15 protein-coding genes are annotated in these 25894 nt (G+C 50.9%); 8 read left to right on the forward strand and 7 right to left on the reverse strand.

What is annotated here, in order from left to right:
- Window positions 1-123: 123 nt before the first annotated feature.
- On the forward strand, window positions 124-2451 hold the full coding sequence (locus N7268_RS11495; protein ID WP_260863008.1) for an EAL domain-containing protein: 2328 nt from the start codon (window positions 124-126) through the stop codon (window positions 2449-2451).
- A 72-nt stretch (window positions 2452-2523) separates the two neighbouring features.
- On the opposite strand, the gene uspF is transcribed toward N7268_RS11495, so the two are convergent.
- The 6 genes from uspF to cusR form a co-directional block, all read right to left on the reverse strand.
- A complete protein-coding gene (gene uspF, locus N7268_RS11500) occupies window positions 2524-2952 on the reverse strand; it encodes a universal stress protein UspF (protein WP_198905028.1) in 429 nt (142 codons plus the stop codon).
- Between the two features lie 230 nt (window positions 2953-3182).
- Entirely contained in the window at window positions 3183-3431 is a 249-nt protein-coding gene (locus N7268_RS11505; RefSeq protein ID WP_260863010.1) for a membrane lipoprotein lipid attachment site-containing protein, read from the reverse strand.
- Window positions 3432-3445: 14 nt separating this feature from the next.
- Window positions 3446-3943, reverse strand: coding sequence for a hypothetical protein (locus N7268_RS11510; RefSeq protein WP_260863011.1), 498 nt, complete (start codon window positions 3941-3943; stop codon window positions 3446-3448).
- Window positions 3944-4333: 390 nt separating this feature from the next.
- Window positions 4334-4660, reverse strand: coding sequence for a copper-binding protein (locus N7268_RS11515; RefSeq protein ID WP_260863012.1), 327 nt, complete (start codon window positions 4658-4660; stop codon window positions 4334-4336).
- A gap of 147 nt (window positions 4661-4807) precedes the next feature.
- Window positions 4808-6259: a Cu(+)/Ag(+) sensor histidine kinase gene (locus tag N7268_RS11520; protein WP_260863013.1), complete on the reverse strand. Its 1452-nt coding sequence runs from the start codon at window positions 6257-6259 to the stop codon at window positions 4808-4810.
- Window positions 6249-6932, reverse strand: a complete 684-nt coding sequence (gene cusR, locus N7268_RS11525; protein WP_198905022.1) for a copper/silver response regulator transcription factor — start codon at window positions 6930-6932, stop codon at window positions 6249-6251. Before cusR ends, N7268_RS11520 begins: the two co-directional genes overlap by 11 nt.
- A gap of 194 nt (window positions 6933-7126) precedes the next feature.
- Here cusR and N7268_RS11530 point away from each other — a divergent pair, with 194 nt between their 5' ends.
- The 7 genes from N7268_RS11530 to N7268_RS11560 all read left to right on the forward strand — a co-directional run bounded on the left by N7268_RS11530 (window position 7127) and on the right by N7268_RS11560 (window position 16178).
- Window positions 7127-8509, forward strand: coding sequence for an efflux transporter outer membrane subunit (locus tag N7268_RS11530; RefSeq protein ID WP_260863014.1), 1383 nt, complete (start codon window positions 7127-7129; stop codon window positions 8507-8509).
- Between the two features lie 19 nt (window positions 8510-8528).
- Window positions 8529-8876 (forward strand): cation efflux system protein CusF, encoded by a 348-nt coding sequence (gene cusF / locus N7268_RS11535; protein WP_260863016.1) that lies wholly within the window; start codon window positions 8529-8531, stop codon window positions 8874-8876.
- A 65-nt stretch (window positions 8877-8941) separates the two neighbouring features.
- A complete protein-coding gene (locus N7268_RS11540; RefSeq protein ID WP_260863018.1) occupies window positions 8942-10243 on the forward strand; it encodes an efflux RND transporter periplasmic adaptor subunit in 1302 nt (433 codons plus the stop codon).
- Between the two features lie 11 nt (window positions 10244-10254).
- Complete coding sequence (locus N7268_RS11545) at window positions 10255-13395, forward strand: CusA/CzcA family heavy metal efflux RND transporter (RefSeq protein ID WP_260863020.1); 3141 nt, start codon at window positions 10255-10257, stop codon at window positions 13393-13395.
- A gap of 614 nt (window positions 13396-14009) precedes the next feature.
- On the forward strand, window positions 14010-14705 hold the full coding sequence (locus tag N7268_RS11550) for a flagellar brake protein (protein ID WP_260863022.1): 696 nt from the start codon (window positions 14010-14012) through the stop codon (window positions 14703-14705).
- 21 nt (window positions 14706-14726) lie between these two features.
- Window positions 14727-15308 (forward strand): helix-turn-helix transcriptional regulator, encoded by a 582-nt coding sequence (locus tag N7268_RS11555; protein ID WP_313958394.1) that lies wholly within the window; start codon window positions 14727-14729, stop codon window positions 15306-15308.
- 102 nt (window positions 15309-15410) lie between these two features.
- Window positions 15411-16178, forward strand: a complete 768-nt coding sequence (locus N7268_RS11560) for a putative bifunctional diguanylate cyclase/phosphodiesterase (protein ID WP_260863026.1) — start codon at window positions 15411-15413, stop codon at window positions 16176-16178.
- Window positions 16179-16382: 204 nt separating this feature from the next.
- Here the strand turns inward: N7268_RS11560 and N7268_RS11565 are convergent, their stop codons facing one another.
- Window positions 16383-25721 (reverse strand): autotransporter-associated beta strand repeat-containing protein, encoded by a 9339-nt coding sequence (locus N7268_RS11565; protein WP_260863028.1) that lies wholly within the window; start codon window positions 25719-25721, stop codon window positions 16383-16385.
- Between the last annotated feature and the right edge of the window lie 173 nt (window positions 25722-25894).

A 25894-nucleotide genomic window follows, 5' to 3' on the forward strand; every position in this document is an offset into this window, starting at 1 on the left:
ACGTTATCGGATTATGTGTATTTATACTCACTGTTAATTATCCAAAAATACACATTTTTTGGCGCATGATAATGCCGTATTGATAGATCGTTCTAATCATGAATAAAAAGTGGAATGCGTAAAATGGCGATATTAAAAAAAGTAGAAAACATAAGTTATCGTAATGTTTTTGGGGGCTATTTTAGCGTCGCTGTTACTTTTTTCCTGCTTCAAATATTTGCTTACCATTTTAGTAAGCAGGAAGTTGTTTCTGGAACGGTATTACATTTTTATGATATTACGCTACCGCTTATCTCTGCTTTATTGGTGTTATACAGACGCAAAGCGCTACCGATTTTGTTCGTCTATTTTATGTCTTCACTTTATTTTCATCCTTTGTCCACCGTCTTCACATTAGCGGCTCAGCTATCCGCTGCATGCATTAGTCAGACGCTTTATTATCTTGCAACAGGCAAACGTAGCGTTGTCAGCTTTGGTCGTAGCAAACTGACAGGGCATCGCATTGGTTGGCTTATTTGTTTTAACACGTTGCTGTTTATTCTCCTCGACCGCTGGTTTTCGCCTGATACCGCCTCTGCGGATTCATTGTTTACGCTGCAGACATTAATTAACCTTCAGTGGTTGATGAACTCGTGTCTGACAGGGATTCCACTTTGCTATCTCATCTTGAGAAGTGTACACAAACCACAATGGTGCCGCGTGTACCTCAGACACCTGAAGAGACTAATCACCTCAGGCACCCCGATACGCTTTCAGGTTATATGGTTTCTGTTGTTAACGGGCATTATGTTCTGTCTGATTTTTGCCCGAGAAGATATGCTAATTTTTACGGATTATTCCTTGCTGTGGCTTCTTCCCGTCATGCTGTGGGGGACTGTACGTATAGGTCATGCCCTTATTTCTCCGCTATGGGCAATTATGCTGATGTTGTTATCCTACTTCATCAATGATTATATTTTAGCGGGTAGTGATAGCCATTACTTACACAGCCTGGTCATCTCCTCTACGATGCTGTTTGTTTTCTCTCTGACTATCGTCGTCATGGGGGTGCTTGTTGTCCGAAACTGCAATTACCTTCAGCGCCTCAGACAACTCTTTCGCTCTGAGCCGAATACCGGATTGCTAAATTTCCAGGCGCTAAAAATGGATGTGCGGGACTATTCGGTTGAATGCTTGTGCTACATCCGTTGTACTGAATTAAACACGCTGGAGAAAGTGCACGGTATCGAGTTTCGCTTTGAATTTGTTAATGCGTTAAGTGCGTATGTGAGTACACAGATGAAGAGCGCAGGGGCGGTTTATTACACCCCGGGGCACGGAATGATCGTACGTTTTGATGCGATGCCTGATATTCCGGGTTTTTATAAGCTACTGAATGCTTTTCGTTTTAACTGGAAGGAGTACAAACTGGGGTTATCCTGCGGTCTGGCCTACACCAGTGATAAAGCGTTGATCAAAAATTTGTCGCAAGCCATTAAGCTGCTTAATACGCAAAGTTATATTTCTTTAATGCAGGGGCGGCCACTGTTGCTTAACCCACTGCCGCCTGGTGATAACATTGTGAGTGAGGCTGTTATTCGTCACGTGTTACAAAAGTCGATCGACAGGCAATCTTTTGTACTGATGGCTCAGCCCATCTTATCAACAATGCTGGTTGTTCAGCCTGTTATTTCGAGTGAGGGGCTTACGCGTTATCACGAAATACTTATTCGGATGAAAACGAAGGACGGTAAGTTAGTGTTCCCGGATACTATCTTGCCGGTGGCGCGTGAAGCCGGGTTACTGCCAGCCCTTGATATCACAGTGATCGAGCAGACATTTTGCTTTATGCAGTCACAGCGTGATACTAATCCACACAGCCATTTTTCGATTAACCTGACGCCGGACTCGCTCAATAAAGCCGATTTCCTTGATAACGTGTTCACCTTGTTTGAAAAATATGCCATCTCTCCTGAACGGATTATTTTCGAAGTTGTTGAGTCTGACATCATTGATAACGCCAACGTAATTGATGTGTTGAGAACATTGCGTAAAGCAGGCTCTAAAGTGGCGATTGATGATTTTGGTACTGGCTCTTCCAGCTACTCGCGACTCCGCATGCTGGAAGCGGATATCCTGAAAATTGACGGATCTTTTATTCGCAACATTCTTGAGGATGAGTTCAGCCGGTGCGCCGTGCGATCATTTTGCGAGGTGGCAAAACTCAAAAATATGGACGTTGTGGCTGAGTTTGTTGAAAACCAGGAAATTGAGAAGATGCTCATCGATATGGGGGTGGGCTGGCTGCAGGGTTACTATATTGGTAAACCTGTCCCTATCGAAACGCTGGTGTCAGAGAAACAGGTCGCTGTCGCGACAGATCTGCATAGCAAACCAAAAGAGCGGATCACAACCTCGCACCCGACGAGCCGGCAGGAGTATTTCCCGTTAGTCGAGCAGGAAATATCCTGAGTTGAAACTTACTTTGTGTACAGCGAGCAGATAACAACGGGAGCCGCCTGGCTCCCGTATCCGTACACAACATTACCGCACCACAAGTACCGGGCATTTTGCATGGCGAACCACTGCGGAGGCCGTTGAACCCAGTAGATAAGTGCTAATACCGGGTTTATGCGAAGCAATAATAATGAGTTCGGCGTCTACCGCTTCCGCCACCTTCAGGATTTGATCTTTCGGCGGCCCGTACACAACATGCGACTGCGTCCTGCCTGCCGGGATATTGAATTGCTTAATAATCTCTTCCAGCTTTTCAGTGGCCTTAGCCTGGAGGCCGCTCCTGTCTGGAAACTCGTTGGAGTAGGCCAGCCCCAGCGAGGCATAGAACGGCACGGTAGGTATCACGGCTAAGAAATGGACTTTGGCGGCTTTGGCATGCGCCTCAACCTGCGGAATAACATGGCGAGTTAAATCGGCTTCAGAGATATCAATCGGCACCAGAATTGAGCGATACATATTCACCACCTCTTGTTTGTTTACCCCTAGCTTGAGTGTAGCGAATTTAGAGGCTGCCTAAGAAGTGACCAGATCAAGGTTATGTGAATCAGTTCCAGCGAACAATCATTCAATAAAATGGGTTCTTTCGATGTTCTTATTCTGTATTTAGAGATATAGCGATTGGTATTGAATGGAAAATAAAGAGCGCTGAATTTCAGCGCTCTTTTTTGTTGGCTCAACATCGCCACTCAGCGGTGATAGTAACGACTGTCATCATCGGAATGATGGTGGTTATGCCGCCACGCGTGCTGGTTTTCACGCTGTTCACGCTGCTCGCGCTCTTCACGGTCGTGTTCTTTTTCGCGATTCTTGTGGTTAGCAATTGCTGTGGCAACCGCTGCCGCACCGACGCCCGCAGCGGCGGCAGACAGATACGGATGTTCAGCACAGCCTGCCAGGCTGGCCATGATGACCATTGCAGATATCAGCTTTTTCATTGCGGTGTCATCCGTTATTCACGCACAATTTTGCCAGCGTTGCCGGAATCAGGATCATTCCAGTTACCGCGACCATTCGCTTTAAGGGTGTAAGTGGCGTAGCCAACGCGGAAGGTCATCGTATCGTTATAGGTATTGACGTCACGTACCTCATTACCGTTTACGTAGACAGCGGAATCTTCAATGTGAATATCGACGCTGCGCTGACCGTTCTCGAATTTTGCAACGTAGTTCCCGGTGAACGCGTCATTCCTTTCGGCCTGATCGTGATGGCTGCCATTCTGGCGGTCATCGCCATGACGGTGATGACGGTTTTGATGACTGTCAGCGCTCTCGATAAATCCATGATCACGGTTCCACTCATAGGATTTATTCACATCGCAGCCGTTGAGTTCACTCGCCTGTGTACACCCTGAGCGTTCATATTTCTTCTGCATTGCCGGGGTAATTGCGCATGCCGTTGTGGCGGTTGTCAGACCCAGGACAAAGATGGCCAGCAGACGTTTTTTCATTCTGTTACTCACTATCATCATTGAATTTATTTATAGGAATACTAACTTTCTTCATGTCATGTTTATGACAACGGCAGTCTCCCATTAAATATCAATAACGCATACCAGGGGGATTCCTAATTTATATTTATATCGTGGTTGTTTTTAATAACATAGACAAAATAGTAAACGGATGATTTACGTATTTTATACAAACGAATTATAGTTCTGGATGTATTTAACTTTTTGTTGTGATTGTTTAATGAAATATTAATATTGACATTAATAAGGGGGAGAGAGAAAAAATACAGGCTTGCGAGTGGGCAAGCCTGCAAGAGTGACTTAATCAGTGATGGGCGCGCATTGTCTCACAAAGAGTTGCTGCGTCCCTGGTACGCTACCGGTTGCCGATTATCCTTGGGCCGGGATACGCTCGCGGTGTTTTTCCGCTTCTAACTCATGCGCATAAGCATGGCCATTATTCATCGACTGGTGGACGACCATCGCTTTTTCATGTTCATCCATTTGTGAAAAAGAGGGGGCAATAATGGAGGCAGGGTTATTGCGATGCGCCAACATTTCATGTTTCTGCGCGATTTGCTGATGTGCAGATGCACCGCTGTTATTTACCGTTTCATGAACCATGGCGGCTTGTTGATGGGTTTCGGTTGTTTCTGCAGCATTCACGCCAGCAGAGATAAAAAACGCAATAGCTAAAAAGGACGTCAACTTGTTCATCATATTTCTCCGATGTGGGTTTACGGAAGAAATTATAATTAACCGGTACGCTCAACGACGTGACAGGATTATGACGGTTGTGTCAGAGAATAATAAAAAGAAAACCCACGTAATCAGAAAATGGCGCATCAGCGCCATTGGGAGGGATTACATCGCATGTTTTGGCAGTGTCAAAATAAAGCGGGTTACGCGTGGGTCAGATGTGACGGAGACTTTCCCCTGATGGGCTGTGACAATGGATTTCACAATGGCGAGGCCAATGCCGCTGCCTTCGCCTTTACGCTGTCGTGATGGGTCTACCCGATAAAAACGGTCGAAGAGCCGGGGAAGATGTTCTGCGGCTATCTGAGGACCGGGATTCTCAACGACGATCTGTACCTGTTCGTCCGCCTCTTTCACCCGCACAACCACAGACTCGCCTTTTGGGGTGTAACGCATGGCGTTGGAAAGCAGGTTGCTCATCGCCCGGCGTAACATCAATGGATCGCCGGAGACCCAGCACGCGCGGCCTTCAAAGCGCAAACTGACCTCGCGTTCTTCCGCCCACGCTTCGAAGAAATCGAACACTTTGCTGACTTCATCGGCCAGATTGAGCGCTGTTTTTTCCGGGATCAGCTGATTGTTGTCCGCTTGCGCGAGGAACAGCATATCGCTCACCATTTTCGACATGCGACCAAACTCTTCAAGGTTCGAATAGAGCACATCTTCCAGCTCTTTCTGGCTGCGGGGCAGGCTGAGCGCGATTTCCGTTTGTGTCACCAGGTTGGTGATCGGGGTGCGGATCTCATGGGCGATATCCGCAGAGAAATTGGACTGGCGTTTAAACACATCTTCGATGCGCTCAATCATATGGTTAAACGACTCAACCAGTTGCTCCAGTTCAATCGGTACGGCCTGCGGATCCAGACGCACATCCAGATCTTTCGAGGTAATGTTTTGAATGCGGCGGCTGACGTTACGAATGGGTTCGTGGCCTTTATAGACGGCAAACAGCACGATAAAAATGATCATCATGCTGATCAACGATGCCGACATAATTAATTTATTTTTCAGGTCGTTAATATAGTGCAGATGGAAATCTATCGATAACGCCATATACAACGTATAGGCCGCTTTGCCATCGGGGAGTTGGCCGATTGGCAAACGAATCATTCGCCAGCTTGAGGGCGGCTTCTGCCCGTGAGCATGCCCCTCGGTGTTCAGCGTTGGACCGGATAATAAAAAGACGTTATTGCGCTGCGCGTTTTTATCCGGCGTTGCGCTGGCGATAAACGGACGCAGATCCGGCGCGCCAGGCGAATGGAAAAGGGCTTTTTGGTTGGCGTCTTCCAGGGAAATAATCACGTTGGAATACCCGGCAACCACATTTTTTAACGTTTCCAGTCGGCGGGACTCAGGCTCGTCGGGATGATTAAGAATACGCTCCAGCGTGGTACTGATCTCTCTTAAGTCATTAATATCCTGTTCAGCGAAATGGACTTTCACTGAGTGGATCATTATCCAGGCGAAGGCGAAAAATGAGGCGATGGTTGCCAGGCTGATAAAGAAAGTCAGACGTGTCGCCAGCGAGAAAGGGCGTTGCAAGCGTTTAATGGTCATCCGGTACCTCTAGCATGTATCCCACGCCGCGTACGGTCTGGATCAGCTTCGGTTCAAAATCATTATCAATTTTGGCTCGCAGGCGCTTAACGGCGACGTCAATGGCGTTGGTGTCGCTGTCAAAATTCATATCCCAGACCTGGGAGGCGATCAGCGAACGGGGCAGCACTTCTCCCTGATGGCGCAGAAAAAACTCAAGCAGCGTAAACTCTTTACTGGTGAGGGTAATGCGCGCCCCGCTGCGGGTGACTTTTCTGCTGACCAGATCGACCATTAAATCCGCTACCTGAAACTGGCTTTCGACAATCACCGCCGCGCCTCGTCGTAACAGCGTTCTGACGCGCGCCAGCAGTTCAGCAAAGGCAAAAGGTTTCACCAGATAGTCATCCGCGCCCAATTCCAGACCTTTGACCCGATGTTCAATCGTACCTAACGCCGTGAGGAGAAGGATCGGCATGCCTTTGTTGGCGGTGCGCAACATCCGCACAATATCCCAACCGTTCACGTCCGGCAGCATGATGTCGAGAATGAGCAGGTCGTAATCACCTGTCATGGCCAGGTGATATCCGTTCAGACCGTTATCCGCTAAATCCACGACAAAACCTGCTTCTGTCAGGCCTTTAGTCAGGTATTCACCGGTTTTTTTCTCATCTTCAACGATCAAAATCTTCATACATTCTCCTTCACGCACCGGTTGTGCGGGCTTTCAATTCTAGAGAAGCCGGATCGGATAGCAATGAGTTATTGGGAAAATGACAGTTTTGTCATTTTCCTGTCACCGGTTAAACAGAGTCAGTTGGGTAAGGTACAAGACGATAAATTCACACTTATTTAATGGTTATCGGTCCACTTTGGACGAGAAGAACTATGTGCAAATTTAAACGCCTTACCCTCAGCGCTATCTTTGTGTTGGCCGGATGTTCACTGGCGCCGGACTATCAGCGTCCGGCATTGCCTGTGCCGCAACAATTCTCCTTAAGTCAGAACGCGTTGGTTTCGGCCCCCCAGGGGTATCAGGACACGGGCTGGCGCACCTTTTTCGTCGATGAACAGGTGAAGGCGCTGATTCGTGAAGCGTTAGTGAATAACCGTGATTTGCGCATGGCGACCCTTAAGGTGCAGGAAGCGAGGGCGCAATATGGCGTGACGGATGCAGACCGCTACCCGCAGGTGAATGCAGGCTCCAGCGGGACATACAGCGGTAAATTAAAAGGCGATTCCAGCACTAACCGGGAATTTGAAGCCGGACTCAATCTGAGTTTCGATCTGGATTTCTTTGGCCGGTTAAAAAATATGAGTGAAGCTGACCGGCAGAACTTCTTTGCCAGCGAAGAAGCGCAGCGGGCTGTGCATATTTTATTGATCTCCAATGTATCGCAAAGTTATTTCAACCAGCGCCTGGCGTATGCGCAACTGCAAATTGCGCAAGAAACGCTGCAAAACTATCAGCGCTCTTACGCTTTTGTTGAGAAACAGCTATTAACCGGTAGCACCAACGTGCTGGCGCTGGAACAGGCGCGGGGCGTGATTGAAAGCACACGCAGCGATATCGCAAAACGTAAAGGCGAACTGGCGCAGGCGAATAATGCATTACAACTGTTGCTGGGGACCTACGGGAAATTACCGGACGATCAGGCGCGCAGCCACGGCGATATAAAGCCGGTGAAGTTACCGCCAGCGCTCTCATCGCACATCCTCCTGCAACGCCCGGATATTATGGAAGCTGAGCATGGGTTAATGGCGGCGAATGCCAATATTGGCGCTGCGCGTGCGGCATTTTTCCCGTCCATTACGCTGACCAGTTCTGTCTCCGGTAGCAGTAGCGACCTCTCCAGTTTATTTAATGCGGCCAGCGGCATGTGGAATTTTATCCCGAAAATAGACATCCCGATTTTTAACGCTGGACGTAATCAATCCAATCTCGATCTGGCAGAGATTCGCCAGCGGCAGTCGGTGGTGAATTACGAGCAAAAAATTCAAAATGCCTTCAAAGAGGTGGCGGATGCCCTGGCGTTGCGCCAAAGCCTTGCCGACCAAATTACCGCCCAGCAACGTTATCTGGCCTCGCTGCAAATCACCCTGCAACGCGCCAGAGCGCTCTATCAGAATGGCGCCGTCAGCTATATCGAAGTACTGGACGCGGAACGTTCTTTATTCGCAACGCAGCAATCGCTGCTCGATCTTAACTACGCCCAACAAGTTAATGAAATTAAGCTGTTTGCTGCTTTAGGCGGCGGTTGGGCGGAATAACTACTCAGGAGAATGATGTATGAAAATTACTGCTAAAGCCGCGCTGTTGGGTCTTTTTTCTGTGGTCATGTTGAACGCCCAGGCCAATGAGCACCAGCATGGTGACATGATGAATATGGCGCCCGCTGCCCAGCAGGAACAAGTCATCAGTGCGATCGGTGTCATCGAATCGATTGATGCAGAAAGCAAAAAAATCACCATCAAACACGATCCTATTCCGGCCGTGAACTGGCCCGCAATGACCATGCGTTTTACGCAGGTTGCTGATACCCGCGCCGATGATATTAAGCCTGGCGATAAGGTGGCTTTTACTTTTGTTCAGCAGGGAAATCTCTCCGTGCTACGTGATATTCACATCAGTAAATAACGTCTTTTTATCCTTGCCCGTGTTCCCCGGAACGCGGGTGAGACACTCGCGCAATGGAAATCACTATGGCGTCTTTAAAAATTAAAAATACCGCGCTTGTTCTCGCCAGTATGGTTGCCGGCGGGGTTCTTTCTGTTGGTATTTATAGCTATTTTTCATCAGCAAATGTTGCCGCTGATACGGCATCTGCGCCGCAAAAAGAAACGCGAAAAGTCCTGTTCTGGTATGACCCAATGTATCCCAATACGCGCTTTGACAAGCCGGGTAAATCACCGTTTATGGATATGGATCTGATCCCGAAATATGCCGATGAAGAGAGCGCAGGCGATGCTGCGCCGGGTGTCCGCATCGATCCGACTCAGACTCAGAATCTGGGGTTAAAAACGGAACCCGTGCGCCGTGGTTCTCTACAATATGCGCAAACTTTCCCGGCAAATGTCAGTTATAACGAATACCAGTTTGTCATTGTGCAGGCGCGCTCCGCTGGGTTTATTGAGAAGGTCTATCCGCTTACCGTGGGCGACAAAATTAAAAAAGGCGCGCCGCTGATTGAACTGACAATCCCGGATTGGGTTGAAGCGCAGAGTGAATATTTGTTGTTGCGTGAAACGGGCGGTACCACAACTCAGGTGGAGGGTATTCTGGAACGATTACGTCTGGCCGGTATGCCAGAGGCAGACATTCAGCGCTTAATCTCCACGCGTAAAATTCAGACCCGCTTCATTCTGAGAGCGCCGATTGATGGGGTGATTACCGCATTTGATTTGCGTACAGGGATGAACATTTCAAAAGATAACGTGGTCGCGAAAATTCAGGGCATGGACCCGGTGTGGGTCAGTGCATCCGTTCCTGAATCCATCGCCTGGCTGATTAAAGACGCCTCACAGTTTACCATCACCGTTCCCGCGTGGCCTGATAAGCCCTTCACCATTAGCAAGTGGAGCCTCTTGCCGAGCGTCGATGCCACAACGCGAACCCTCCAGTTGCGCTTGCAGGTTGATAACTCCGATGAGGCGCTCAAACCGGGAATGAATGCGTATCTGAAGTTGAAAACGCAAAGTGAGCCAATGTTGCTGATCCCGTCAAAAGCACTGATTGATACCGGCAGCGAGCAACGGGTGATAACCGTGGATAGCGAAGGGCGCTTTGTGCCTAAGCAGGTTGCTGTTTTCCATGAATCTCAGGGGGTAACGGCGATCCGCTCCGGCCTGACCGAAGGGGAAAAAGTGGTTTCCAGCGGTCTGTTCCTCATCGATTCCGAGGCGAATATCGCCGGTGCGCTTGACCGTATGCGCGCTCAGAAAAAGGGCACTGCAGATGCGGCCACAATGCCGGTTATGCCTGCCCAGGCGACCCACGCACACTGAGGATATGACAAATGATTGAATGGATTATCCGCCGCTCTGTCGCTAACCGTTTTCTGGTGATGATGGGGGCGCTGTTTGTCAGTATCTGGGGAACGTGGACCATCATTAACACGCCTGTCGATGCCTTGCCGGATCTCTCTGATGTGCAGGTGATCATCAAAACCAGCTATCCCGGTCAGGCGCCGCAAATTGTTGAAAACCAGGTGACGTATCCACTCACCACTACCATGCTGTCGGTGCCGGGGGCGAAAACGGTGCGGGGTTTTTCGCAGTTTGGCGACTCTTACGTCTATGTCATTTTTGAGGATGGCACCGACCCTTACTGGGCACGCTCCCGCGTACTGGAATATCTCAACCAGGTGCAGGGGAAATTACCGGCTGGTGTCAGTGCGGAAATGGGACCGGACGCCACTGGCGTTGGCTGGATATTCGAATATGCCCTGGTGGATCGCAGCGGGAAACACGATCTGGCTGAATTACGCTCGCTGCAGGACTGGTTTTTAAAATATGAGTTAAAAACCATCCCTAACGTCGCGGAAGTGGCCTCGGTTGGGGGCGTGGTTAAAGAGTATCAGGTCCTTATCGATCCCATGAAGCTGACACAATATGGCATCAGCCTTGCTGAAGTGAAATCTGCGCTGGATGCGTCTAACCAGGAAGCGGGCGGCTCGTCCGTGGAGATGGCGGAAGCGGAATACATGGTTCGTGCCAGCGGGTATCTGCAAACCCTCGATGACTTTAACAACATTGTGCTGAAATCAGGGGCTGACGGTGTTCCGGTGTATCTGCGTGATGTTGCGCGAGTTCAGATTGGGCCGGAGATGCGCCGGGGTATTGCTGAGCTGAATGGCGAAGGCGAAGTGGCGGGTGGCGTGGTGATTCTGCGTTCCGGTAAAAATGCGCGTGAGGTGATCTCGGCCGTTAAGGCGAAACTCGAAACATTGAAAAGCAGCCTGCCGGAAGGGGTTGAGGTCGTGACAACCTACGATCGTAGCCAACTCATCGATCGCGCCATTGATAACCTGAGCTATAAGCTGCTGGAAGAATTTATCGTTGTGGCGCTGGTATGTGCGCTGTTCCTGTGGCACATCCGCTCAGCGCTGGTGGCGATCATTTCTCTGCCGCTGGGGCTGTGTATTGCCTTTATCGTGATGCATTTTCAGGGACTGAACGCCAATATCATGTCGCTTGGCGGGATTGCCATTGCGGTCGGAGCAATGGTGGATGCCGCCATCGTGATGATTGAAAACGCGCACAAACGGCTGGAAGAGTGGGAGCATCAGCATCCGGGAGAAAAACTCGATAACGCCACGCGCTGGCAGGTGATCACCAATGCCTCCGTGGAAGTCGGCCCGGCACTGTTTATCAGTTTGCTGATTATCACCTTGTCGTTTATTCCTATTTTCACGCTGGAGGGGCAGGAAGGGCGGCTGTTTGGTCCGCTGGCCTTTACCAAAACCTATGCCATGGCGGGCGCGGCGTTGCTGGCAATCGTGGTGATCCCAATCCTGATGGGATTCTGGATCCGTGGCAAAATCCCGGCTGAGAGCAGTAATCCGCTCAACCGTTTTCTGATCCGAATTTACCATCCTCTGCTGCTGAAGGTGCTGCACTGGCCGAAACTCACCCTTCTGGTGGCGGCACTGTCGATCCTGACGGTTCTCTGGCCGCTAAATAAAGTCGGCGGGGAGTTCTTACCGCAGATCAACGAAGGCGACCTGCTGTATATGCCATCAACCCTGCCGGGGATCTCTGCGGCGCAGGCGGCGGATATGCTGCAAAAAACCGACAAGCTGATCATGACGGTGCCGGAAGTGGCGCGCGTGTTCGGTAAAACCGGCAAGGCTGAAACGGCAACGGATTCCGCCCCGCTGGAAATGGTTGAAACCACGATCCAACTGAAGCCGCAGGATCAATGGCGGCCGGGCATGACGATGGACAAAATCATCGAGGAGCTGGATAAAACGGTACGCTTACCGGGGCTGGCGAATCTTTGGGTTCCGCCTATTCGTAACCGTATAGATATGCTTTCGACCGGGATCAAAAGTCCTATCGGTATCAAAGTTTCCGGTACTGTACTGTCGGATATCGATGCCACGGCAGAGCAAATCGAAGAGGTAGCCAGAACCGTGCCTGGAGTGACTTCCGCACTGGCTGAGCGGCTGGAAGGCGGTCGCTATCTCAGCGTGGATATTAACCGCGAAAAGGCCGCACGGTATGGCATGACCGTAGGTGATGTGCAGTTGTTTATCACCTCCGCAGTCGGGGGCGCGATGGTGGGGGAAACGGTCGAAGGGATTGCACGCTATCCGATCAATCTTCGCTATCCGCAAAGCTACCGCGACAGCCCGGAAACATTGCGACATTTGCCGATCCTGACGCCGATGAAGCAACAGATTACGCTGGCCGATGTGGCGGATGTGAAAGTCGTTTCGGGACCGTCGATGCTGAAAACCGAAAACGCACGACCGACCAGTTGGATCTATATCGATGCCCGCGATCGCGACATGGTCTCAGTGGTGAACGACCTGAAAAAAGCGATTGCCGAAAACGTCCAGTTAAAGCCCGGCACCAGCGTGGCGTTTTCTGGTCAGTTTGAGTTGCTTGAGCGTGCCAGTCATAAGCTGAAACTGATGGTCCCCATGACGTTGATGATCATCTTCGTGTTGCTTTATCTGGCATTCCGCCGCGTTGGCGAAGCATTGTTGATCATTACCAGCGTGCCCTTCGCGCTGGTGGGGGGGATCTGGTTTCTCTACTGGATGGGGTTCCATTTATCAGTGGCGACCGGGACGGGGTTCATCGCGCTGGCCGGCGTTGCCGCCGAGTTTGGCGTGGTAATGCTGATGTACCTGCGCCATGCCATTGAGGCTGAGCCTGCGCTGGAAAACCCACAAACCTTTACGGCGGATAAACTGGATGAGGCGTTGTACCACGGGGCCGTGCTTCGTGTACGTCCTAAGGCGATGACCGTGGCGGTGATTATTGCGGGTCTGCTCCCTATTTTGTGGGGAACAGGTGCTGGCTCTGAAGTCATGAGCCGAATTGCTGCGCCGATGATTGGCGGCATGATCACCGCACCATTACTCTCGTTATTTATCATTCCGGCAGCGTATAAACTGATGTGGCTACACCGACATTGTGCAAAATAACGGCTGGGTATAGTTATAACCCCTTTTCTAAAGGGGTTATATGTTGGTTTTACTTACGTACGAAATATGCCTCTGTTAATTATTCGGTAATTACCGGGCCAGCACGATGCTGGCTTTTTTATGCCTTAAGTTAAATATTTTTAAAATATATCCAAAATTTAAACTGTTCTTTTTTGTAAAAATAAATCGTTACGATTATATTATTCGTTAATGATAAAGTGCTGTAAGTATCTGCCATCCCGCCAGTGATAACGTGCGACGCCGGGTTTATAGAGGCCGCCCGTAACCACCGCTCTTTTTCTATTTTTTTTCTAAACAATTCTTGCTATTTTTTATTTCCAAATCTGAATTTAAAATGCCTTATTATTCTTTTTTGTTATAGATAATGCGCAAGTTCACATGGTTTTAGGCAAGGCTTAAGCTAGAATTAAGCTGCATCAAATGTTTTTACGTATCAATCGAAGGCTAAAGATAGTTAAAAACTTAATTTTTCACGCACAGTTTGACATGGAATCCACTATGGTAATTAAGCACCAGGGGTGGATGCTGATCTCGCGTTTTGTGTGTTCTCACAAACCGGGACATCTCTTAAATATGGAAGTAAGGGTTTTAGAATGAGTTTTGGATTAGCAAAGGACAATAAGTTTGAAATCATAGCAATCCTTCGCGAAGAGCTGCAAAAGAAGACGAAACTGGAAGTCTTATGTGAGAACAGCAATGTTATCACGCAGCTGGAGAAGGTGGATTTCGAACGTTTTGTGATCTCCTGGCAGGGAGACATCGTCCCTGAAAAGGTCCAATACTTTATCCTGCACAGTGATAGTGGAATTGTGAAGTTTAGTGCCCGACTCGAAGAGACATCAGTTGCAGGGGCAGAAGCAGGATTGTCTTACTCTATCCCGGATATGATTTTCTTTGCTCAGCAGCGACAAAATCAGCGTTTCTCTTTTTTGAAGGGGTACGACTTTTTCTGTTTTGGTCGCTACAAGAACGGAGAAAACTACTCGCTCAAGATTAAAAATATCTCTCAGGGCGGTTGCGCATTAATTGTTAAAGATGTGAATGCCCGTTTTCTTTATAAAGACGCGGTGATTAAAAGTGCCACTCTGGACTTTGATACGTTTGGCAGTTTACAGCTGGATTTGAAAGTGATTGATGTTGTCATGATCAACGAGTTTGATGAGGATAATCAGCTGTACTCCTGTTATCAGATATCGTGCGGGTTTGATTTTAAGAACCATCGCGAAGAGGCTGAAGTAGAGAAAATAATCATTAAATTTTTAATGAATAACAAGATTAGAAGCTTATAAGGAACGGTGAACAGGATGTTGATGTGTGGCAGTGATAATTTTGTGGGTAGCGGAATGTCCGCCTATCTGGCAAGCAAACATGTACCGATAAAAACATTCCAGTTTGAGGATGTGTTGCAGCAATCATCAATGTGTCAGCATCAGACAATGGTTTTTAATATCATTAACAACGAACAACCGTGTTCTGCGATTGTACAGTTTTTGAATAAAAACCGGTTCAAATTTTATAATAATGTCATCGTGATTGTTGCTGATAGTTTGGTGGCGAAATTATGTGTTGAATTATTATATGTTGAGAAAGCAATTGTATTGACTGAAAAATCGCCGTTGCGCGATTTCAGTCAATTAGCCACGTTAGCTGCCGGGAAATGGAATCCCCGGCTTTATCGTTCGCAGAAAAGATTAACTGAAAGAGAACAACAGATCCTGAACCTGCTGGTTAATGGTTATACCGCCAGGGAAATTTCGGAGCTGGTGAGCCTGAACTATAAAACGATTCAGGCCCATAAGATGCGGGTCGTGACCAAGCTGGGGCTCGCAAACACGTCTGATTTGAATAAGTTGATTGTCAGGTTTACACACAGTTTGTCTTTTTTACCCTAACCGGGCCATTCTTTTCTGATGTAATACCTCTAAAAGTAGATACAACGTGGGAGTGATTTCGACTGGTTTTTTATTTATAGGATTTGTAGAGGGAGAGGGGGAATGTTTAATTCCAGTGAGGTGTTAATTGCGCTTGAAAAGGCGTTGAATACCACTCAACTTTATATGGTTTATCAGCCGATTTTCAATTTGCGGACCCAGAGTATTAGCGGGTTTGAAGCACTCATGCGTTGGAATAGCCCTCAAATGGGCATGATCTCTCCTGATATATTTATTACGTTACTGGAAAACACCGGCAATATGTTTTCCATCGAAGATATGGTCACCAATCCTCCCTGGGATGTCGCAGCCACCTGGCCTGATCCCATTTTGTTATCGGTAAATATTTCTGCGCTTGAATTTAGTGACCCGTTGTTACCACAACGGGTGAAACAAAATCTCGCCGCTTCCGGGCTTCCGGCTCATCGATGTCAAATAGAAGTCACGGAAACGTCGCCGCTGTGTGACAGTCAGATAGCGGCGAAAAATATGACGGAACTGAAAGCGATGGGGGTAGAACTCGCGCTGGATGATTTTGGTACCGGACACGCTAACCTCAACTACCTGTTAAAATATCCCTTCGATACCTTAAAAATTGATAAAGAGTTTGTCGCGGGTATTGAGCCGGATACCAAATCAACAAAAATCGTTGAGGGTATTATTTCATTAGCTCACAACTTTGGTATTGAAGTGCTGGCGGAAGGGGTAGAAACCCAGTCGCAGCTGGAACGTTTGACGCAGATTGGCTGTGATAAAATTCAAGGGTTTCACATCTCTCCTCCGGTCATGGCCGAAGACATTCCCGCACTGTTACTGCAGCATAATCGTTAATCCCTCCTTGTTTTGACGTACCTCCGGTTGTTTATTTTTCGGTGTTGCCAGATAGCGCCTGCCCGGTATCCGACCGACAACGCCTCATGTCACTCGCCCAGACCTGATATACGCAGCGCCATCAGGCTGTGTTCTCTGAGAACAAACGGACACGCAAAAAAAAGCCCCCTGTGAATACAGGGGGCGGGTTTCGTTTACGTTAAATTAAAACGATTTCTTAAAGCCAATTGAGGCATTAACCGGGGCTTCAACCTGAGATTTACTGCCGCCATTGCTGAACTGCGTACCCAATTCACCGTAGACCTGCAGGTTTCTGTCGATAGACCAGGTCAGACCGGCTGCAACTTCGGTGCTGGAGTACTGTTGAGACGATTCCAGCGTCGTGGTTGTCACCGCATTGCTAAAGTGCGTTTTGTCTTTTGACCCAAGCCCCTGCCAGACGTTTACCCGGCCATAAGGCTGGAATTTGCCATGATTGGTATCGTAGTCACCGACCAGACGCACACCCAGACGCGCGGTAAACGAATCTGCAGTATCCAGTTTAACCTTCGTTTTGGTTTCGCCATCCAACGTGCTGTTATCGAAATCGCTGTACTGGTAAATCAATTGCGCCTGCGGTTCAAGGCTCCAGGCGCTGGCACCTAAGCGGAAGGATTTGCCCACTTCCGTCGACGCCGTCAGCGTGTTTCCTTTCACCGTGTAGGAACCGTTATTACCGTTTGCGGACAAACGGGACTTGTGGTTACCGTACTGCAGAACGTTATCAACATACATGCCGTTACCGGAGAACCAGGTGGCGTAGCCGCCGACATAGAACCCGTTATCGTCGATGTTGCCGCCTTTACCGTTGCTACCGTTTTTCGTGCCCTGCACGTTACTGTCGATATCCATAACGCTGGTATAGAGACCGGCTTTCCAGTTTTCATTGCCAAGCATATCGACGCCGACCTGGATACCCATGGTATGCGAACTGGTTTGCGTGCCTGCCGCATCATCCAGTTTGGTTTTACCGGAGTAACCGAGCATTCTGGCCCACGCACGGTTGTCCTCATCAAAGCCCGGTTTAACATCATCACCCATACGCTGATGCATGTTACCCAACAGACTGAGGTCGCCCTGGCGCACAACGCTGGCAAGACCGGAGTACAGCATGGTTTCTGGACGGTATTCGCTTCTCAGGTACCAGTTTTCACCCTGGCCTTGCGCGTTCCCGGCTTGCAACTGGTACTCAAAGGCACCCGCAGCCATGCGATCAGAGGCAAGATGGAATGCATCCCGTGACGTTTGCGCCGTGGTCGTCGCGCCATTGAGCGCCGTTACCACTTCAATCCCGTCACCGACCGTCGGGGCTCCCAAACCTGAACCATCGATATTCAGCAGGGTGCTTCCGCTGGCTTTACCGCCATCAATAATCAGGCGATCCGCGATGCCTGCGCCGCTGGCGTTCTGCGTTGCTGCAATGTTCAGCGTCCCGTTTTCACCCCGGTAATCGCCTTTGACGGTGATCGTTGAGCCTACCTGCTGCCCAATGAGCGAGACGTCACCGCCATTGTCCAGTCCCGCGACCGTCTGGTTGTAACCCTGCGTATCCAGCGTGGTACCCGTCGCTACATAGTGATGCGATGCGGCGCTCAGCGTGTCGGTGTTACCGGCCTGGAGTACGCCGTTGGCAATCAGGGTTTCACCGCTGTAGGTATTGGAACCTTGCAGAACGGTGGTGCCGCTGCCGGACTGGTACAGCTGTCCAGTGCCGCTGATGTTACCGGTTAACGTCAGGGTATTGGCACGATTGATATTGAGCACGCCGTTATCAACGATATCGCCCTGTACGCTGCCGATATTACCGCCGTTACCTAACTGCAATACGCCCTGCGCAATGGTGGTGCCGCCAGTGTAGGTGTTATCCTGCGTCAGCGTCAGTGAGCCTTTGCCGGTCTTGGTCAGTTGGCCTTCACCTTCCACTTCAGTCAGCAGTGAAACGTCAAAACCGTTGGTATCGAAGGTTCCGCCGCCAGACTCCAGCATGATCTGACGCGCGGTATTGAACGCGTCACCGTATTTCAACGTACCGCCATTGAAGGTGATCCCGGTATCTGCCGCGCCGAGGTTGGTATCGCCCGCCACTTGTAATGTGCCTGACGTGATGGTGGTGCCACCGCTGTAGGTGTTGTCGCCAGTCAGGATCAGCGTGCCGAGATCGCCTTTGTTCAGTCCGCCAGTTCCGCGAATCACACTGTCGATGGTGGCGGTATAGTTGATGCCGTCAACCGTGCCGTCGCCGACGCGAATCAGCGTATCGGCTGTATCGGTGGTGATGGCTTCACCCCCCACGCGATAACCGTCAGTAGCGAACTGCGCACCGCTGATGATCACGTCGCCTTTGCTGTTATCAACGGTCACGTTGCCTGCTTCACCCTGGAAGACAGCGAATGCCGCATCGGTAAACGGTGCGTTCAGCGCGCCTTCTGGTGTTGACTCATCCGTCGTCCAGTTGTCATTCCCCTGGCTGGATTGCCAGATGCCGTCACCGCCGTTGATGACACCGTTGTTTTTCAGTTCGCCATTTTCACCGCCGGTGCCGTCCCAGAAGCGTAGCGTCAGCCCGGCATGATTAACCAGGTTGACCTGATTTTTCACCGAAGTTTGTACATACAGGCTGTCTGCGGCTTCCGGCGCGTTAGCAATGTCCATGACATTGTTGGTTAATGTGCCGGTGTAGTTAATCACGCGGTAAACACCCACGTCGAAGCTTCCGCCTGGCGAAGTCTCAATGTTGAGTTTGCCATCCAGAATCAGATCGCCGTTGACATTAATCAGGTCGTTAAAGGCCCCACCCGGGGTATAGGCCTGACCAAATTGATAATCCAGTTGGGCGTTATCGCTGAGCGTCAGAGAACCGGTGGTCAATTTACCCACGCTGTTGATGGCGGCACCGGCGGTGATATGCGCGTTATCCAGTACATCGACCGCGCCACCGATAATGCCGTTACCCCCGAGCGTCGCCCCGGATTTCACCGTGACCTGCCCGGTCGCGGCAGACTGATTACCGTTCACCAGCAGCACGCCCTGATCGACATCCGTCGTGCCGGTATAGGTGTTGTCACCTTCCAGCGTCAACGTGCCGGTACCGATTTTCACCAGATTGCCGTCATTCCCGCTGATGACACCGCTGATGGTGTCATCAAAGTTCAGGTTACCCAGAGACAGGGATTTATTACCCAGCTCAACGTTACCTGCGCCAGACAGCGAACCGATAGATGTTGCGCTGTTCACCGCGCTGATATCAACCCGGCCGCCAGCCTGATTTTTAACGACGGTGTTTTCCGCCATCGCCAGATCGGCAAACGTCATCAGCCCGCTGTTGGTGACATCGGCGGTACCGCCGCTGGCATTGTCTTCCAGCGCCAGCGTACTGTCTTTCCCGACGTTAACCGTCGCGTCACCCGCCGTAGAATCCTGAGTTAACACCGCTTTTGCTTTACCCGTCAGATTCAGCTTCGCGCTTGCGGCGGTCACATTGTCAGCCAGCGTGAGCAGGCTGTCGGCAATGTTCATGGTGAGCGATTGCAGGCTGGTGTCTGTGCCGCTGACGTTAACGGTCGCCCCCTTGTTAACCGTTACCGTGCTGCTCGCATTGCTACCAAAAGCGCCGGTCTTGCTGACGTTGACGGTCACATTGTTTGCATTCCCGGTACCGGCAACCTCAGTTTCCCCTTTGTAGCTGTTCGCTCTGTCGAGCGTTAACGTGCTGCCCGCATCGCTGGAGCTGCTGGTGATTTTCAGTTTGCCGTCACCGGTGATATCGCCGGTTGGGGTGAAGTGATGTGAGTTCAGATCGAACACTTCTGCATCGGTATTTGCGCCCAGCGTGATGGTGCGATCGGTGCTTAAATCAGCCCCTAATTGCAATGTCGAACCGTTGTTGATCTCCAGACCCGTTCCGCGTTGTCCGAGGTTGGTGTCTGAAGAAATTTGCAACGTACCGCCATCGATTCGGGTTCCGCCACGATACTCGTTATCACCGCTCAGGATCAGGCGACCCAGGTCGGTTTTCACCAGCGTCAGCTTATCGTTCGTACTGGCTTCACGAATGATGGATTCGATGGTGGCGGTATAATTTTGTCCCGCAGCACCGGCCCCGACGCGCAGCAGCAGTTCACCCGTGCCCGGAGTTTGACCCGCGTGGGTCGCATCTTCTGTGGTGGCGTAAGCGTTAAGAGCATCGCCTTTAACGACATAGCCATCGGCGTCAAACTGCGCCCCGGAGAAGTTGACGTCACCTGCCGCGTTATCAACGGTAACGGTACCGGCATTGCCGGTGAAAACGGCGAACGATTTCTGTGCCCATGGCGCGTTGCCATCGCCGGTTGCCGTTGTCCAGTTATTGTCGCCCTGAGCGCCGATTGCCATCCATTTACCATCGCCGCCGTCGATTTTACTGTCACCTTCAATACCGGTGGCGCCGTGGCTCTGGCTCACGGTCGCGCCGTCCCAGAATTGCAGGGTGACACCATTGGCGTTAACCAGGTTAACCTGCTTATCGATAGAGGTCTGGACAAAGACGTTGTTCTTATCCTGACTGTCCGGGATAGTGCCCAGATCCAGCCCCTGGTTATCCAGGGTGCCGCCGTAGTTATAAATACGGTATACGCCCGGCCCGAAGTTGCCGCCCTGCGATGTGGTGACATCCAGCGTACCGTCGAGTTGCAGATTGCCCTCGACATTAATCAGGTCGTTCTGTTTACCGCCCGGTGTATAGGCCTGACCCAGCTCGAAAGCAGAGGTCGTTTTGTTGCCAAGCTGCAAATTGCCCTTGATGGATAACGTGCCTGCGCCACCGTCACCGGCGCTGATTGTCGAGGCATCGTTCATCAGAACGTTGCCGCCGATCACGCCGTTACCGCCCAATGTGGCAGCATTGCTGACAGTGGTGATACCCGTTGCTGCGCTCTGGTCACCATTGACCAGGAGAGCCCCGCTCGTGACGGTCGTCTCTCCCGTATAGGCATTGTTCCCGCCCAGACGTGTTGTCCCGCCGCCGATTTGCTGTAACGCACCAGTACCAGAAATGATGCCGTTGAGCAGGACGTTATTGGCGCGATTAATGGTGAGTACGCCGTCATCGAGAATACTCGACACAGCGCTGACTTCCCCGGTATTCCCGCCTGAACCCAGTTGCAGCGTACTGTTCTTAGCGATAGTGGTGGAGCCGGTGTAGGTGTTGTTAGCGGTGAAGATCGTGGTGCCGCCCGCGGCACGTTCAAACTTGCCGTCGCCGCTGATAACGCCGTTATAGATCTGCGCGGCGGTGGCGTCGCCCTGAGTGTCAAAGATCACGCGGCTATTTGCGCCCTGGGTGGTGACATTGTAATCACCAATGGTGGCGGCCGTACTGCTGGCCTCACCGTGGTCGCCCGTACGCAGCGTGGCGCCGTTGTTGACGGCGATCGTTTTGCTTGCCAGCGTCAGACGATCAACGACGCGCATATCGGCCTGGGAGCCGGAAAGTGTGAGCGAGTCCCAACCTGTGCCGATATTGGTGCCAGTGCTGAGATTATCGCCACTCAGGCTGCCGATTTTGGCACCCGTGCCGTGGGTATCCGTGAAGGTGAGGGCGTTACCTGCGCCTGCGGCGGTGAGGATATGGCGCGTATTGCTCAGATCCACGTTACCGATATTGGCTTTATTGTTTCCGCTTGCTCCCGCGAAATTCATTTCGCCTGCAAAGGTACCCTTAGACCAGTTCAGGGTGTCGGTGCCCGCGCCTGTATTAATGACGCCGACCGTTTCGATACCGTCGATATTGATGGTGTCATTGCCGTCGCCGGACTGAATTGCCACGGCAGTGTCGCTGGCGGCACGGATCGTTCCGGTATTGGTAATGGTTTTACCGTTTGCACCGCTGGCATCAATCACCGGTCCATTGATGCTGTTAGAGATGATTTTCCCGTTGTTGGTCAGTGAGTTAACATTTTTCGCGATAACGGCTGAATCACCGGTGCTGTCCTGCACGGTAATGTCGGCGCTGGTGGTGACGTTACCGCTGGTATTGGCGCGGATCCCGCTGCCTGTCGCATTACCCGCCGCGTTATGGACGAGTACAGTGTAACCCGTACCAATATTCAGATCGCCGGACACAGCGCTACCGTTGCGTTCTTCAAAGGCAAAACCGGTACCACTGCCGGTGACATTCAGCTTGTTGCCCGCACCGTCTTTTACATTCAGCGCAACGCTGGTACGGATACCTGAGCCGTCGTTGGCATTAATGGTCACATCGTTGAGCGTGATATTGGTGCTGTTGGCGTCGTTCTGGATCCCTGCGCCCGTCCCCAATGCGCTGATGCTAACCCCTCGGGCCGTCAGTGAACCGGCACCCTTATCCAGGCGAATCCCGTCTGCGGTGCCATTGGTGATGATGGAGTCACCCGCTGCGGCGGTAATGTCCAGATCGGCGCCGTTTGTCAGCAGAACGCCTGCGGTGCCATCGTCAACCTTGATTTTCCCCAGTCGCTTGATCTGCGCATCGGAGCCAGAGGCGCGTACGCCGATACCGTTGCTGACGTGCAACTCGCTGGACGAATTATTGGTTAAACGCCCGCCTTGCTGCACATCAACACCGATGCTATTGATGCTGTTGAGGTCCACAAGCGCTTTCGCATTGAGAATAATATTACCCAGATTTTTTGCGACATAGGCGATAACCCTTTCCCCGCTGGCCGCAGAGGTAATGCTGGCGTCAGAGGTGAGGGTGGTGTCTACCGGGTTACCATTTGTGGAGCCGTTTAAATTATGCGCCTGGCCGTCAGCAATCCCGGCAGTGGTTTCTACACCGGTAAGATTGATGGTGGTTTTATCGCTGATATTACCGCTTGCGCCGCCTTCAATCACAATGGCCGATGCGCCTTGACCGCCGACGTTGAACGTCGCTTCACCGGTGACTACATCGGTACCGTTACCTGTACCCAGTACGCCAACAGAGTTCTTACCGCTGAGTGACAGTTTAAGATCGGAGTAATCTCCGCTTATCGGGTCTTTACTGTTGCCAGCAAACTTAGCGCCTTCAGCAACACGGAAGATAGTGGTATTGGTCTGGCCATTATCATTCATCTCCGTCTTGCCAATGTTCGCGACTGCATTGGCACCGTATAAAAAGTAACCTATCTGGTCAGTGCTGTTAAAGACAGGGCTGCTGTCGTTATTGATATTCGCCGTTGCACTGCCGCGAACGTGTACCCCGATATCCCCGGTACCATTCAGCGTAATACCGGAAGCGATATCCGCAACCGCCTGCTTGCCAGAGGAGCCTTCAACCCAAATGGCGTAGTTACGCTCGTCGGTTCCACCTTCGCCGTTCACCGTAATTTCACCGGCCTGGCTGGTGGTGACTTTGGCATCCGAGCTGTCTGCACGGACATGAATGCCGATATTGTTCTTGCCGTTAACATCAATCTGGCCGTCATTGCGGATGGTCTGACCCGCATTTGCGCCGCTGTTATGTACCGACATCCCGTAGTTTGGCAGCCCGGATGTCTTACCGTTCACCGAAATTTCGCCGGTGTTGATGACATTCCCGCTTGCGCCCGCGACCAGTATGCCAGCCGCGTTACGTACGCCGGTCCCGAGGGTAATATTCCCTGCGTTAGTCACAGTCCCTGCGCCGCGTGCATGGATACCCGCGCTGAGGTTAGAGCCGCCAGTCAATTCGACATCCTGTGCGGTGTTAGCACCATCACGGCCGAGATAAATCGTGGCGTCAGCACTGTTGGTGAAGTTGGCATTTTCAGCCACTTCAACGCCATACGCGGTACCTTTCCCAAAAGAGGCGCCGCTGGCGTTACCGTCCACCACATTGATCGTTTTGTTGTTAACCCCGGTAGCGTCTCCTGACAACTGCATCCCGATGGCCAGCGTAATGGGCGTCGTTACCGTGGTGTTGGTATCCCATGGGTTGGCCGCTGAGGCGGTACCATAGTTACCCGTAGTGATAGCCTGGTTAATGATGCCATCGTTGGTAAGCGTACTTTTACCTGTGCCCTGCATACCGATAGCGCCGTAGCTATCCACAGCCTGTCGTCCATCTTTATCGATGAACAAACCGGAGTTGATAGTACCGGTGTTGGTTGCCGTGGCGTTTTCCGCCAGCATACCAATCGCCAGACTGTGGCTTGTGGAAGTACGCAGTGCGTTGAGGGAACCCTGGTTCGTAATGACGGCGCCATCCGTGCCTTTCATTACGCCATTAATGCTGCCGTCTACTGCCAGCACAGAATCTTTGGTTACTGTCCCGGTTGCGCCCGCGCCATGCGCGTATACGGCGTGCAGCTCGGTATTGCCGATCGTGGCGTTATTGTCATGGCTTTTGCCATCCTTCCAGACCTGGTATTTCCAGTCAACCGAGCCGGTGACCGTATCGGATTGCAGAACGCTGGTAATCAGCTTCGCATACCAGTCTTCAACGTCTTTGAGCGACATCGTGGCGCGATTGGCATCCAGCATCAGCTGCAGCTGGCTGACCTTTTGCCCCTGGGTATTTAAAACCGTGGCGTCACTTTCGCCCAGCAGCCAGTCGTTCAGATCACCCAGCTCTTCGGTCGTGGTGATATCAAAATCCTTGGTGCCGGTTTTCACCGCATTACCGTTGCTATCGTATCCGTAGGTATCGATAGTCAATTTTTCGCCGAACTGATCCATCGTCTGAGAACCGTTAAAGGTTTCAGTCGGGACGACGGGCGCGGCGCCAAAGGAGATGTAGTTATCGGAAATCCAGTTAACCTTGCTGCCTGTGCCGCTGGCTTCAAGCAGGGAGCTATTTTTGGCGAGGAGTTTGATGGTGTTTTCTGCATCGCGGGCATTCTTCTGATCGTTACCAATGTTCAGATTGGCCGTCGAACCGTTGCTGGCCTGCGCAATGCCAAAGTTGTTATAGATTTTAGACAGGGTCGCGTCATAGGTGTTTAACGTGATGCCTTCTAACGGCGTTTCGGTCAGATAGTGCACCAGCTCATCTGTGTTGTAGACCTGCATATCTGCCGGGGTTTGTAATGCAGGGTCGATGACGGTGATTTTGTCATCTTGTGACGGTGTGGATGTCGGCTGGTTGTAGTAATACTTTTCCAGCTCTTCAACGGTGGTGATCGGCGTGCTAACGCCCCCAATGGTCGCGGTGAGCGTGATTTTATTTTGCTGTAGCAACTGCTCAATGGTCGCTGATTCGACCAGGCCGGTTTGGCCTTGCTCAATCTTCGGCAATGCGCCAGCGACGTTTAACACTGCACCGTTAGTGGCGTTCTGGTAGAGGAAGCCATCATTGTGGACGTCGTCCTTGGTGCCCGGTTGAATAACAATATTGTTATAATCAACGGAAATATCATGATCGCCAGTGTCATCCGCCATAACGAGCGGAGAGGTGCTGAGTAATGCCGTTGCAGCTAATACCGCAACCGTTTTGCGCGAGCTGCTTTTTTTCTTCCCTTTGGTTAATTCGGATACGACAACCCAGATACCGAGCGCCGCGTTCCAAATAATGCTGTAAACCTTGTTCATATATAACCCTTAACTGCATTTCTGCTTTGCATGTGTTATTACGTTGAGTTGTTGGCTATGGTTGGCACGCGGGAGTGCTACCGGATAGATTAATTTTTGGGAATAGCGATCCCTTCCGGGCAATGCGGAATTAAAAAGAGCCGAAAGGAAATCCTTTAAAAAATATCCGTTAT

This window comes from Citrobacter sp. Marseille-Q6884, from assembly GCF_945906775.1.
Lineage (GTDB): Bacteria > Pseudomonadota > Gammaproteobacteria > Enterobacterales > Enterobacteriaceae > Citrobacter.